Annotated in this window: 13 protein-coding genes and 1 pseudogene; 6 read left to right on the top strand and 8 right to left on the bottom strand. The window is 64.4% G+C overall.

What is annotated here, in order from left to right; genetic code table 11:
- From Q319_RS28390 to Q319_RS0119550, 4 genes and pseudogenes are all read right to left on the bottom strand, one after another.
- Positions 1-259: pseudogene (locus Q319_RS28390) on the bottom strand (IS1 family transposase); the annotation flags it as partial.
- A 100-nt stretch (positions 260-359) separates the two neighbouring features.
- Positions 360-920 (bottom strand): Uma2 family endonuclease, encoded by a 561-nt coding sequence (locus Q319_RS0119560; protein ID WP_029484122.1) that lies wholly within the window; start codon positions 918-920, stop codon positions 360-362.
- 17 nt (positions 921-937) lie between these two features.
- Positions 938-1,930 carry a UDP-glucose 4-epimerase GalE gene (gene galE, locus Q319_RS0119555; protein ID WP_029484121.1) on the bottom strand — a complete coding sequence of 331 codons (993 nt, stop codon included), beginning with the start codon at positions 1,928-1,930 and terminating at the stop codon, positions 938-940.
- A 97-nt stretch (positions 1,931-2,027) separates the two neighbouring features.
- Entirely contained in the window at positions 2,028-2,651 is a 624-nt protein-coding gene (locus Q319_RS0119550) for a C40 family peptidase (RefSeq protein ID WP_029484120.1), read from the bottom strand.
- 402 nt (positions 2,652-3,053) lie between these two features.
- On the opposite strand from Q319_RS0119550, the gene Q319_RS0119545 reads away from it, so the two are divergent.
- The 4 genes from Q319_RS0119545 (at position 3,054) to dtd (ending at position 5,072) form a co-directional block, all read left to right on the top strand.
- On the top strand, positions 3,054-3,461 hold the full coding sequence (locus Q319_RS0119545; protein WP_029484119.1) for a hypothetical protein: 408 nt from the start codon (positions 3,054-3,056) through the stop codon (positions 3,459-3,461).
- A gap of 13 nt (positions 3,462-3,474) precedes the next feature.
- Positions 3,475-4,146 carry a uracil-DNA glycosylase gene (locus Q319_RS0119540; protein ID WP_029484118.1) on the top strand — a complete coding sequence of 224 codons (672 nt, stop codon included), beginning with the start codon at positions 3,475-3,477 and terminating at the stop codon, positions 4,144-4,146.
- 183 nt (positions 4,147-4,329) lie between these two features.
- Positions 4,330-4,617 carry a DUF1844 domain-containing protein gene (locus tag Q319_RS0119535; protein WP_029484117.1) on the top strand — a complete coding sequence of 96 codons (288 nt, stop codon included), beginning with the start codon at positions 4,330-4,332 and terminating at the stop codon, positions 4,615-4,617.
- A complete protein-coding gene (dtd, locus tag Q319_RS0119530; RefSeq protein WP_029484116.1) occupies positions 4,617-5,072 on the top strand; it encodes a D-aminoacyl-tRNA deacylase in 456 nt (151 codons plus the stop codon). Before Q319_RS0119535 ends, dtd begins: the two co-directional genes overlap by 1 nt.
- Before the next feature lie 9 nt (positions 5,073-5,081).
- Here the strand turns inward: dtd and dnaX are convergent, their stop codons facing one another.
- From dnaX to Q319_RS0119505, 4 genes are all read right to left on the bottom strand, one after another.
- On the bottom strand, positions 5,082-7,388 hold the full coding sequence (dnaX, locus tag Q319_RS0119525; protein ID WP_029484115.1) for a DNA polymerase III subunit gamma/tau: 2,307 nt from the start codon (positions 7,386-7,388) through the stop codon (positions 5,082-5,084).
- A 158-nt stretch (positions 7,389-7,546) separates the two neighbouring features.
- Entirely contained in the window at positions 7,547-7,828 is a 282-nt protein-coding gene (locus Q319_RS0119520; RefSeq protein ID WP_156039471.1) for a hypothetical protein, read from the bottom strand.
- Positions 7,829-8,251: 423 nt separating this feature from the next.
- Positions 8,252-10,003, bottom strand: coding sequence for an NAD-dependent malic enzyme (locus tag Q319_RS0119510; RefSeq protein WP_029484113.1), 1,752 nt, complete (start codon positions 10,001-10,003; stop codon positions 8,252-8,254).
- Positions 10,004-10,113: 110 nt separating this feature from the next.
- A complete protein-coding gene (locus Q319_RS0119505) occupies positions 10,114-10,536 on the bottom strand; it encodes a thioesterase family protein (protein WP_029484112.1) in 423 nt (140 codons plus the stop codon).
- 53 nt (positions 10,537-10,589) lie between these two features.
- Between Q319_RS0119505 and Q319_RS0119500 the strand changes: the two genes are divergently transcribed.
- On the top strand, positions 10,590-11,759 hold the full coding sequence (locus tag Q319_RS0119500) for a YihY/virulence factor BrkB family protein (RefSeq protein ID WP_029484111.1): 1,170 nt from the start codon (positions 10,590-10,592) through the stop codon (positions 11,757-11,759).
- 145 nt (positions 11,760-11,904) lie between these two features.
- A partial coding sequence (locus tag Q319_RS0119495; protein WP_051655586.1) for a transposase occupies positions 11,905-13,011 on the top strand: 1,107 nt, incomplete at its 3' end.

Below are 13,011 nucleotides of genomic sequence, written 5' to 3'. Positions count from 1 at the left end.
CGGTCTGCTTGAAGCTGTTCCCGCGCGTCACGTGCTCCACGATGCTCTCCACCCGCTCACAGGGGAGCTTCACGTTCCACAGGGCGGTGCCTTTGCGTTCACTGAATTCCCGGGCGCAGGTCGAGCAGCGGAGCAACCGGCGTGGCCCCGAGCGCGTGTCGTACCACTTGCGGTGACGAATATTCCCGAGACCTGGCTGGCCAGCGGCTGGACAAGCAGGGTTGAGGCAGCGGAAACTGTCAAGTGAGGGTGATTGCATACGTCCGGGGATACGCCCCGGACGCCCCTCATGTCAGGCATGTCGGTTATGATTCCAGCCTTCTACCTGCCACCGGGTCTGACCCTTTATAAACGCGCTCTTAAAGCACGCCCCGGTAAATCTGGTCCAGGGTCAGCACCTGTCCCAGACAGGGAACGTCCACCTGCCCCGCGCCCCGGTGTTCGCGCATGGTCCATTCCTTACCGTTGCGCTGATATTCCACGACGTAGCGTTCGTCCTGCGACACCAGCAGGTAGGTTTGCAGGGTGGGAATAGCGGTATAGACGGCGTATTTGTGGCGGCGGTCATTGTGCACCGTGCTGGTGGAGAGAACTTCGGCCAGCAGGCACGGGGACGACTCGTGATAGCGCCCCGGCTGATCGCCGCCGCAGACCAGCATCACGTCGGGGTAAAAGTAACTGGACGCGCCAGAGACGAAGAGCTGCATGTCGGACTGGTACACGCGGCAGCCCTGCCCATCCGCGTCTGGCAACAGTGCCGCCGCAATCCGCAAACTGATTCGCCCATGTTCGCTGCTCGCCCCCGCCTGAGCATGCAGCGGGTACACGAAACCGCCCACATACTCGCGCTTATAAGGACTCTCGCGCTCGGTTCGCAGGTAGTCCTCCACGCTGATGGCTTTCGGGGCGGCGTCTGTCATAGGGCTATTTTACGCCCCTACTTCTCGAAGCCGTGCGGATGCCCCTTGTGCCAGTTCCAGGCCGTCTGCACGATCTCCTGCAAGTCGGTGAACTGCGGCGCAAAACCCAGCTCCTGGACGATCTTCGTGGCATCAGCCACCAGCCGGGGCGGATCGCCTGCGCGGCGGGGGGCGATCTCGCGGTCCAGCGGCGTGCCCACCACCGCGTCCACGGCATCCAGCACCTGCTTGACGCTGAAGCCGTGGCCCAGACCCACGTTGTAGGTAGCGGCGTCGGTCTTTCCAGCATTCAGCGCCTCCACCGCCAGCACATGCGCGTCGGCCAGATCCTGCACATGCACGTAATCGCGGATGCAGGTGCCATCGGGCGTGTCGTAATCCTCGCCGAAGATCATCATCTTCTCGCGCTGGCCCAGGGCGGTCATGCACGCCAGTTCGATCAGATGCGACTGGCTGGGATGTGCCTCGCCGATGTCCCCGGCGGGGGCCGCGCCGCAGACGTTGAAGTACCGCAGGATCGTGTAGGGCAGGCCGTGCGCGGTATGAAAGGCGTGGATCATGCGCTCGGTCATCAGCTTGGTCTCGCCGTAGACGCTTTCAGGCTGCATGGCGGCGTCTTCGGGGATCGGCACGGCGTCGGTGGTGCCGTAAACGGCGGCGGTGCTGGAAAAGACCAGCGGCACCTTGCGGGTGTCCACGATGGCTTGCAGCAGGTTCAGACTGCCCACCACGTTGTTGCGGTAGTAGCGGGCCGGGGCGCGCATGCTCTCGCCCACCTCGATCAGCGCGGCAAAGTGGATCACGGCGTCGGGCTTGTGGGCCTCCAGGGCGGCCTTGACGCTGGGATAGTCCAGCAAGTCGGCCCTGACCAGTTCCACGCCATTGGTCAGGGCTTCAGCGTGACCGCTGGAGAGATTGTCCAGCACCACCACGCCGTGCCCCGCCGCCCGCAATTGCCGGACCGTATGTGAACCGATATACCCCGCGCCACCCACCACCAGAAGTTTCATCGGCACTCAGGGTAGCAGGGCAAGGAAGCAAGACGGACGAAAAGAAGGCTGGCGGACGAGTCGATGTCGTCCGCCAGCCTTCCAGGGTGGTCTGCGTTCAGTTCATGATGCGGCGTGCGCCGTTGTAGCGGCTGGCCCAGTACGCGTTGGCGAACAGCGGCTCGATGACGGTCCGGCCCCGGTAGCTGTTGGCGTTGGCCATCATGCCGTCGCCCACGTACAGGCCCACATGGCTGGCGGTGCGGCCCATGGTGTTGAAGAACACCAGATCGCCCGAGCGCAGGTCACGGCGGCTGACCGCGTAACCGCTGCGCCACTGCGAGGCGGCGGTGCGCGGAATGCTGATTCCCATGCTACGGAACACGCTCTGGGTGAAGCTGGAGCAGTCCAGACCGTTTCTGCCGCTGCCGCCCAGGTTGTAACGCACACCCAGGAAACGGGCGGCGGCGGTCCGCACGAACGCGCCGCCAGAGTTGGTGGCGGCGGGCGCGGCGCGGGCAGGCGCGGCAACGGTGGCCCCGCCGATGTTCAGCTTCTGCCCGATCTGGATGGTGCTGCTGCTCAGGCCGTTCAGGCGCATCAGTGTTCCGGCGTCCGTACCCGTGGCCCGCGAGATCGCAGACAGGGTGTCACCGCTCTTGACGGTGTACGTGGAGGCCAGGGCAGCGGGGCTGATCAGGGCGGCGAAAGCGAGGGGCAGAAGCAGGCGGGAGTAAGTCATCGACCCCAGAAGTTTATCCCAACTTTATTTATTTGTTCTTAATTCTCGAACTTAAACGTCACCTTTATGCGCCTATACGTTGTTTATGCGTCCGTGCCAGAGACACATGAGGCGAGAATCCGGCGTCTGGCTCAAGCTTCTCAGATTTCAGCTCATGTTCGGCGGGGTAGCAAAAGTGCCGACAGTCACAGCCTGAACCCCTTTTGCACGATTTGCCACTCTCTCATCTTACTCATGTGTCGAAAATGTGTTCGCTGAGACCGATTGCGGGCCTGTTTTCGGGTCCGCACTCCAGGCATTCCCACGCGGACCGCAGGACTTCTGCGGGGCCAGCCTCCTATACTTGGCGCAGGCCACCACCGCCCGATTGCCCACAGCCCGACCGCCCAATCTGGAGGACCGATGAAGGAACCCATGACCACCGATCAGCTCCTGCAAGGTCTGAAGCACTACCGCCGGATTGCCCGCCAGGACATGCTGCGCGCCCCCGAGACACCCTGGCCGGACGCCTTCTTGAAACACGCCGAATGCCGCCGCGAGGTCTATGTGGCGCTGGGGACCTACGCCGAGAAGCACGCGCCCGACGACGTGATTGCCCACGCCCTGGAACTGTACGAGGCCATTCCGTTTTCCACCGGCACGCCCGAGAACGAACATCCCGATCTGAAGGGCCGCGAGAACGCGCTGGAGAATTTCTTTCTGCTGGTGGGCCTGGACCCCAAGACCCGCCGCGAGGCCCGCAGCCGCCGCCCCAAACTGGCCGCGTCGCCAGAAGCTGCGTCTCCAGCAGGAGTCACGGCTGGAAGCTGACGCCGCCCGCCAGATGACTTCACGCAGGGCCGCATTGCAGGCGCTGGAGTTGCGGAGCGTGGGCTGCGTCGCCTGCCTCCTGCGCCCCGGCTGCACCGGGGTGGTGGTGGCCGAGGGCGACCCCTCTGCCCGGCTGGTCATTGTCGGCGAGGGGCCGGGGCGCGAGGAAGACCGCCTTCGCCGCCCTTTTGTGGGCCAGGGTGGAGAACTGCTGGACCGCATCCTGGCCTCGGCGGGAATCGCGCGGGATGAGGCATACCTGACCAACACCGTTCGCTGCCGCCCACCCGGCAACCGCACCCCCCGGCCCGATGAGATCGAGACCTGCACGGACCTGTGGCTGGACGCCCAGCTCTCCTTTTTGCGCCCCCGCATCATCCTGAGCCTGGGCAACACCGCCACCCAGCACCTGCTGAAGACCGGGCGCGGTGTCGCCAGCCTGCGCGGCCAGTGGTTCGGATCCACGCACAGCGACGGAAAGGGCGGGACGTATGAGGCGCTGCTGATGCCAATGTTTCACCCCGCCTACCTGCTGCGAAATGCCGCCCGCACTCCCGGCAGTCCCAAAGCGCTGACCTGGCGTGATATCCGCGAGGTGGCCGCCGTGCTGCGCGGCGAGAAGGAGCCGGGGGAACTGGCGCAGCTCAGGCCGCCGGAGATGGACGGTCAGCCGGGGCTGTTCTGAAGTTCTGGCCCCTGATGCGTGATGAGTGTCACTCTGGGTTGATCGGCGTCAGACGATGTGACTGACGCAAGGGCCTGACTGTGGTCCTGACTTGCGTGAAAGTGGCCATACCGCCGCATGTCCATTCCAGAATTGAAATCCTGGAGGACGCCCGGCCCTCCCCCGCCCCGTACACTGACGCCCATGCCCCATCCTGAATTCGTCGGACTCGTCAATTCTCTTCAGGCCACCGCCGAGGCCGCGCTGGGCGATCTGAACGCCGCCACGGCCAGCGCCGCTCGCGACGGGTTGTTGCAGGAGGGCCGCGCCCGCCAGACCGCTGAGCGCAGTTTAAAGCTGCTGACCATGCTGGCCGATAAGACGCGCGGCAATCTGGATTTTGCAGAGGCCGATCTGCTGACCGGGGCGATTTCCAGCCTGCGCGAACGGCTGGGCAGCGGCACACAGAGCAATGACCCACAGGGCAACTAGTGCGCGCCGTCATCCAGCGCGTGAACCACGCCATCTGCACCGTGGCGGGCGAGGTCACTGGGCAGACCGGGCCAGGATTGCTGGTCCTGCTGGGCGTCGCGCCGGGGGACAGCGCCAAGACCGCGAAAGCCCTGGCGGCCAAGATTGCCAAATTGCGAATCTTCGGCGACGATGCGGGCAAGATGAACCGCAGCGTTCTGGACTGTGTTGCTCAGGGGCAGGGCGGCGGCATTCTGAGCATCAGTCAGTTCACGCTATACGCCGACACCCGCGCAGGCAACCGCCCCAGCTTCATCGGCGCGGCCCCGCCTGAACACGCCCGCGAGCTGTACGGCACGTTCAACGCCGCCCTGCGCGACCTGGGTTTAACGGTGGGCGAGGGCCGTTTCGGCGACCATATGGTCATCGACCTGAGCAACGACGGCCCAGTGACGATCACGCTTGAGCTGGATTGAGGCGCTGAATCAGTTCTCGGTGTCCTCGTCTTCCGTCTCGTTTTCTACCACCGGGACCACCGGATTGCGGTTCTTGCCGATCTCGCGCACGCGTCCGCTGAAGCGGCCCTTGATCTCGTCGTACATGGGGTGGGCGCGGATATCGCCAGGGCGCGAGGGCGCGGCGCTGGCCTGGGCTGGCCTGAGCTGAGGCTGGTCCACTGGCGACGGAGACGGTGCTGCCGGGCGCGGGGCAGGCGTGGGACGTGAGGCGGCCAGACTGGCATACGGCGCGTCGGCCAGATCGGCTGGGCCGGATGGTCCCGCCGTGTCCAGTGGGCCGCCGATATCGTCCCAGTCGGGTTCAACGTCGATAGCCTCCACGACATACAGCTCGCGGGAGGGGGCGCGGGCCTCGGCTGGCGGCGGGGGCGCGTCGGCCACATGATCGGCCTGCCAGGGATCGGCATCGATGGTGGGCAGCGGCGCGGGGGCCACGTCATCCGGGCTGGCGGGGCGGGCCAGTCTGGTTTCGGGCTGCCGGGTCTCAGGGGGGCGTGTCTGGGGGCGCGGAGGGGGGCCACTCGCGGGCGGCTCCAGCGTCGCCACAGCAGCCGGACGTGGCGGAAGAGCCGTCTGGAGGGGCGTGGCCTGGGCTGATGCTGATGTCGCCTGCGGTCCTGCCCCCTCTGGACCCCGGCTGGCGCGGCGTGGGGCCGGATCGAAGGGAGCGATCTCAATTTCGGCGGCTGGGGCAGCCTGCACGGGAGCAGGGCGCACAGACAGCACGGGCCGGGGAGCTGGGGCCGGAGCCTCCCCCGCAGAGCTGCCACCCAGTTTCTGCTTCTTGTTGGCCTCCGCCGTGATCAGCTCAAAGGTGACCGGGCCAAACACCTTGAGGGCCAGCACGGAAATATCATCAAACTTGCTGACCGCCTGCTTGGCGTGAAATCCATTGTCGCTGTACGTCAGGCTGACATACCCGGCCTCGGCGTGCATCCGCGCAGGCTTCAGGAAGGCACGGAGCTGCATGCTGGCCGCGCGGACCACATCGGCCCAGTTGCCCTGCTGAGGTGCTGGAGCCTCATCAGCCGTCTGGGGGTCACCCTGGATGGCCGCCACCGCCTCGCGCACCACTTCACGGGCCGGGGCGGGGCCGCGCCGCTCCTGAGTTGCCGCCCCACTGACCGCGCCTCCTCCCGCGCGCAAGCCCGCCAGCTCCTTTTCCATGCGGTTCAGGCGCTGTATCAGGTCCGCCGGTATGGCCGCCGCGCTTCCACCGGATACGGCCCCTCCCCCACCGCTGTCAGCGGCCAGCAGCGCGTGGGTCAGGGCCAGTTCCAGACTCTGCCCATCGGCGGAGCGGGCAAAGCGGGCCTCCTGCTCGTCCAGCGCGGCCTGCAATTTCAGGAGTCGGGGAACATCCGCGCCTTCCAGCCGCCCTTCCTCGCCCAGACCCAGCTCAGCGTGCAGGGCCGCACCCAGCGCCGAGACCAGTCCCTCCACCACCGTGCGCGCCGCGAAGCCGTCGCGGTACAACCTCCCAGCTCCCTGCAAAGCCGCGCCCGCGTCGCCCGCCACCAGCGCCGCCGCGATTGCGCGCACGCGCTCGCCGGGGGGCAGGCCCAGCGCTTCTTCCACCCCGGCCCGCGTGACCGCGCTGCCCGCCGCCAGCATGCGCTCCAGCAGGCTTTCACCGTCACGCATCGCGCCGTCAGCCAGCCGCCCAATCAGGTGCAGGGCATCACCGTCGGCGGTCATGCCCTCCTGGACGGCCAGCCCGGCCAGCTTCCCGGCGATTTCCTCGGGCGTCAGGCGGCGAAAACGGTAATGCTGACAGCGCGAGAGGATGGTGGGAATGATCTTTTCCGGCTCGGTGGTAGCCAGAATGAAAATGACGTGGCTGGGCGGCTCCTCCAGTGTTTTAAGCAGGGCGTTGAAGGCCGCCCGCGACATCATGTGCGCCTCGTCCAGAATGTAGATTTTCTTGCCGCCGCGCATGGCGGCCAGACCCACCAGTTCACGCAAGTCGCGCACGTCGTCCACACTGTTGTTGCTGGCGGCGTCGATTTCCATCACGTCGGGATGAGACCCGGCGCGGACGCTGATGCACGACTCACACTCGCCGCAGGGTTTGGGGTCCGGGCCAGTGCAGTTGGCGGTCATGGCGATCAGGCGGGCGGTGGTGGTCTTGCCCACGCCACGCGGCCCGCTAAAGAGGTAGGCGTGGCCTATGCGCCCGGACTCCAGCGCGGCCTTCAGCACGTCCTTGACGTGTTCCTGACCGATCACCTGATCCCAGCGGATCGGGCGGGCACGCTGGTAGATGGCACTCATGCGCGTACCTCCGAGAAGCAGTGAATAACCAGTGAGACAGCAAAAAAGACCGATCTCTGGACCGCTGGACATTCACCGCACACCACACACCTCTTCACCCCCCCAGTTTAGGGCGAGGCGGTCAGGGGCGGGGTGAGGGCGTGGGGGATTGGAAACAATCAAAGGGGCTGTAACTTGACCCTGCCTTTCATTCCGGCCAGACAGGCCAGGCGAACCCGCTTCCACTGGTCAGATGGCAACGAAAGGGTGGCAAACTCTGTCACCGTCATTTTGGCGCTACTGGCTTCAAAGACGTAGGCGGTTTTGCCTCCATAGACGAAAGAGAAGCTCGGTTTCTCGAATTGCGGATAGGAACTGGCCCGGTAAGCAGCCTCGCAGCGCGCTTCCAGCAGCCCTACTGGCAGCCACGCGCTGGCGTTTTGAAACATGATGATGGGCATTCCCACAGCAAAAAACGCCAGCACCAGATACGCGATGGGCAGATGAAGCGGGCAGCGAGGCACCACGGCAAAGGCAGGCAGTCGAGGAGAGATCATATTGGGCCGGGGTGGGCCGTGTCGTCCAGAGGGTTGCGGCCTGCTCACCCTGACAAATCTAGAGCGCTCAGCAAACAGAACTCTTGCGCTTGAGACAGCAGGCCACCAACTGCGACAACGCCCCCAGCCTCATCAGGAATCTTCAAGCGCGCGAAACGTCCCACCGCCCACGCTCGCGGTCAATCCCCGTCCTCAATTCGGTAAACCACGTCCCGCAAATGGCTGAGGGCCATTGCCTGGGCAGGGGTCAGCCCCAGCAGATGCATTCGCAGCAGCCTGCCAATCATCTCGTGGCAAACAACTAAACGGCCATGGATTCCGATACGACTATCCCCCGTTCACGTTCGCTGCCTTCCGCAGCGGCAGGTATTTGGGCAGCCACGCGCGGTCCCGGATCACCGTTTCCAGTTGCTCGTCGGTCATGGTGCGAATCCGGCGCTCGGCGCACACGCCGTCGGTGATGGCCTGCCGGGCCACGTTCACCGCCACCCGGATGCTCAGTTCGCGTAGGGAGCTGATAGGCGGGTAGACACGCTCGCCGTAACTCTGGGTGAACTCGGCCAGCGTTTTTGCCGAGGCCATCACCATGTTGTCGGTGATCTCGCGGGCGCGGGCGGCCACCGCGCCAAAGCCCAGGCCGGGAAAGATAAACGCGTTGTTGCCCTGCCCCACCGGGTAGGACTTCCCCCCATATTCCACGTCCGGGAAGGGGCTGCCGGAGGCGATGATCGCGCCGCCGTTCGTCCACTTGATCAGGTCGGCGGGCTGGGCCTCGACGTGGCTGCTGGGGTTGCTGAGGGGAAAGATGATCGGGCGCGGCGTGTGGTCCAGCATGGCCTCCACGCTTTCCTGGCGGAACAGGCCCGGCACCCCGGTAAAGCCCAGCAGCGCGGTGGCGCGGGCGTTGACAATGACCTCGTGCAGGGTGGGGTACTCGCCCACGTAGGTCCAGCCGTCCAAATCCGCCGGGCCGCGCACGAAGCTCATCTGCTGCGCTTCCAGATCGTCCTGCCCGTGCATCAGTAGGCCGTGGCGGTCCACCACGTACACGCGGGCGTTGGCCTCGGCGTAGCTCAGGCCATCGGCTTCCAGGCCCTGCCGGATGGCGGTGGCGACGCCGATGCCTGCCGCGCCCGCGCCCACGATCACGAAGACCTGTTCGGACAGGCGCTCGCCCTTGATGCGGGCCGCGCTCATCACCCCGGCCAGGGCCATTGCCCCGGTGCCCTGGATGTCGTCGTTGAAGCTGGGGACCACCTTGCGGTAGCGCTCCAGCACCCGGAAGGCCGTACCACGAGAGAAATCCTCCCACTGGATGATCGCCTTGGGGTAGCGCGCAGAGACGGCTTCCACGAATGAGTCCAGAAACTCGTCGTAGGCGGCCCCGGTCAGGCGCTTGTGGTGAACGCCCAGGTACAGCGGATCGTCGATCAGATCCTGACGGTTGGTGCCCACGTCCAGCTCGACGGGCAGGGTCTTGTCGGGGCCGACGCCCCCCGCAGCCGTGTAAAGCGAGAGCTTGCCGATGCTGATCGCCATGCCGCCGAAGCCCTGATCCCCGATGCCCAGAATGGCGCTGCTGTCGGTGGCCACGATCATCCGCACGTCGTTGACGGTCACGTTTTCCAGCATGTCGTCCACCCGTTCGATGTCCTGGGTGCTGACCGTGAAGCCGCGCGGGTAGCGGTAGTTGCTGGAGAAGAACTTGACCGCCTCGCCCACCGTGGGGGTGTAGATGATCGGCAGCATTTCTTCCAGGTGGTCTTCCAGTACGCCGAAGAACAGCACCTCGTTGCGGTCCTGAAGGGCGCGCAGGTACTCGTGCTTTTCCAGGTCGTTGATGCAGCGCGAGTAGCGGCGGTAGGTGCGGTCCTTCTGCTCCTCGAAGCTGCTGATGTGCGGCGGGATCAGCCCTTCCAGGCCCAGATCGCGGCGCTCCTCGGGCGTGAAGGCGGTGGTCTTGTTCAGCAGCGGATTCTGAAGCAGCCCCAGACCACTGACCTGCACGTCGATAAACCGGTTGCCCTGTTCATCGCGCTTGACGTCGTAGTACCGGGACACGGGAGGGGACTTGGGCATAGTGTCCCCCAGCATAGCGGGCCAGCAGACCCCCCATACCCATTTACTTAGAAGTCAAAGTGGTTTGTCGGCCCAGTTTAACTGGCAAATAGCGGGGGTCAGATGCTGCGCTACCCTGCCCTGCTGGCTGCCCAGCGCCCCCGCAGCGCCTCAAAATTGGCGTCGATACGCGTCTGCGGCAGGGCGGCCTGCGTGGTGCTGCCGTGACCGATCTCGTCGCCCAGTTCGGTGACGGCGCGCATACTGGCGTGGATGCGCCGCCCCTGCTGACCCGTGAAGGTGGCCGTGACGGTCACAGTCATGCCGGGCAGGGCCGGGCCAGTGTGGATCACCTCCACCTGAGAGCCGATGCCGCCCTCGCCGTCTTCCAGAAACGGCAGGATGATCTTGCGGCCCGCTTCCTCGAAGTGTTTGGCCATCCAGTAGGTGGCGTAGACCGGATGAACCGCGCCGAATTCACCGAAATCGACGGTCATCTCGGGGGTCACCGTCAGGGTCAGGGTCTGTGTGAAACCGTCAGGAATGGGGCGCATCTTTTTAGATTAAGCCAACCAGCGGAGTCGGGGTCGCCCGCTACACTGCCCCCATGAGGTTCACGCCCGCCAATCTGTTCACCCTGCTGCGCGAGGCTGCGCTGGCCTTCAGCCAGGACAAGGCCCCGCGTCTGGCTGCCGCGCTGGCGTATTACGCCATCTTCGCCATCGCGCCGCTGCTGTTTTTCGTGCTGGCCGTCGCCAGTGGGCTGCTGGCAGACGCCAACGTGCAGGAACAGTTGTTTGAATTCCTGGCTGCCAACCTCAACCAGAGCGCCGTGGAATTTGTCAAGGGCATCGTGCCAGACGGCAGCAAACTGCAACAGTCCACCCTGCTGGCCAGCATCGCGGGCTTCGTGACGCTCTTCATGGGGTCCACCGGGCTGTTCGTGCAGCTTCAGGACGCCCTGAACACGCTGTGGGGCGCAGAACCGCCCACGGGCAACGGCATCCTGAACGTGATCAAGTCGCGGCTACTGTCTTTTGCGCTGGTGCTGGGCATCGGCGTGATCATCATCGCCTTTCTGATAGGCAACACCTACCTGTCGGCCATCGCCGAGCAACTGGGCGAAACGATTGGCCTGGGAACTTTCTTTGTGCGCGTCGTGACCTTCGTGGTCAGCGCGGGCATCCTGACGGTGGTGTTCGCCGCGCTGTACAAGACGCTGCCCAATGTCAAACTCCAGTGGAAGGAAGTCTGGATCGGCTCGGCCATCACCTCGGTGCTGTTCACGCTGGGGCAACTTGGTATCGGCATCTATCTGGGTCAGGCCGCGCCGGGCAGTGCCTTCGGGGCCGCCGGGTCGCTGGTGTTGCTGCTGCTGTGGATCTACTTTTCCAGCATGGTCTTCTTCTTCGGTGCAGAGGTGACCTGGGTGTACTCGCAGAAGTACGGCTCTGGCGCAGGGGGCGCGGGCAGCGTGGAAAAGAAGGCCGCGCTGGTGGAAAAGGGCGTGCAGATCGACGCTGCCCCCACTGCCCAGGAACTGGAAGCCCGCCAGAAAAAGCAGAAGGGTTCGCCGCTGCCGGGCCGTCTGGGCGATCTGCTGGACACGGCAAGTTCCAAAATTCCCCGTGTGCTGCCCCACGCCCCCACCCGCGCCGAGGGACGGCTGCTGCCCAGCGTGCGCGGTACCGTCTGGAACGCCGTGCGCGCCGTGCTGGCCGTGCCCGCCGTGATCGTGTTGCGGCTGCTGGGCTGGACCGGGGGCAAGGGGAAGTAGGCGCAGTCGGTTTTTAGAGCAGATGTCATAAACAGTAGTCCGGAAGGTTTTTGACGAATGGGGTGGGGATCGTCCATGTTGATGTGTGGCAACACAACGGACGACCCCCATCCAGATTCTAGCGACTCTGCTTTCTGGAACCAGAGTGCGTGCCACCCAGGCTGCCTATCTTCAGGTGCTTCTGGTGCTGTGGCTGGTCGTTCCTGGACGACTGAATTTCACCAATCTGACCCGCTATGGCGGGCCATCTGAGCGAACCCATCGTGCCTGGTTCCAGAAACCCCTGCCATGGGTAGAGTTGAATACCCGTCTGATCTTGCAGCTGCAAGATCAGGAGTGCCTGGGTTCAACATCCATTCTTGGGATTGACGCTGTCTTCATCAACAAAAATGGCCACTGTACCCCTGGCATAGCTCAGTTCTGGAGCGGCTGTCAACAGCGTTCACTCTCTGGATTGGAAGGCTCTTGTGTGACGTGGGTCGATCTGGAAACCCAGCAGCCATTCCCGCTGTCCATCAGCCAGACGCCTGCGAACTTGCCTGGCAAGCAGACGCGCACGGATGTCTACGCCCAGGACATGCTGAACACCTTGACCCAATTGCCTCATGCCATGCGCGAACAGGTGCTGGCTGTAGTGAGTGATGCCTACTACGCCAAGAAAAAGTTTGTTGACCCTGTAGTGGACGAAGGGCAACTGCCCTTCGTCGGAAAGCTCCGCCGGGACGCCTCCCTCAAGCATCTCTATCCTGGCCCCAAAACAGGCCGCCGTGGGCGCCCCAAAAAATACGATGGCAAGGTAAGTTTGAGCGATTTCTCTCGCTGGGACGTGCTGCCGTGGACGGACACCTGCACGGCATACACCACCGTGGTGTATGCCGTGGCACTGAAGCGAGAGGTCCGGGTGGTGGCCCTGCTGTGGCCAGGCAAGTCGGGGCCGACCCTCGAATTGCTGTTCAGTACGGATCCCACGATGGACGCGGCCACCATTGTCAGGCTCTACCGCGTTCGTTTTGCGATGGAGTTTCCGTTCCGGGACGGCAAGCAATTCGCGGGCCTCAATGATTGCCAGTCCCGTCAGGCTCAGGCGCTGCACTTCCACTGGAATATGGCGCTGCACAGCGTTTCTGTAGCCAGAGCCAGTCAGTTGATGAACCAGCGGGTCAGCCCGCTGGTCTTCAGCATGGAAGACGAAAAACGCCGTGCCTATAACGAATTTTTCGCCGACCGATTATTGTCCATGTTGCCTGGCGAT

Origin of the sequence: Deinococcus marmoris DSM 12784, assembly GCF_000701405.1 — a bacterium.
Lineage (GTDB): Bacteria > Deinococcota > Deinococci > Deinococcales > Deinococcaceae > Deinococcus > Deinococcus marmoris.
Note: the sequence above shows the minus strand (reverse complement) of the source record. Positions and strands in the feature narration are given on the sequence as shown.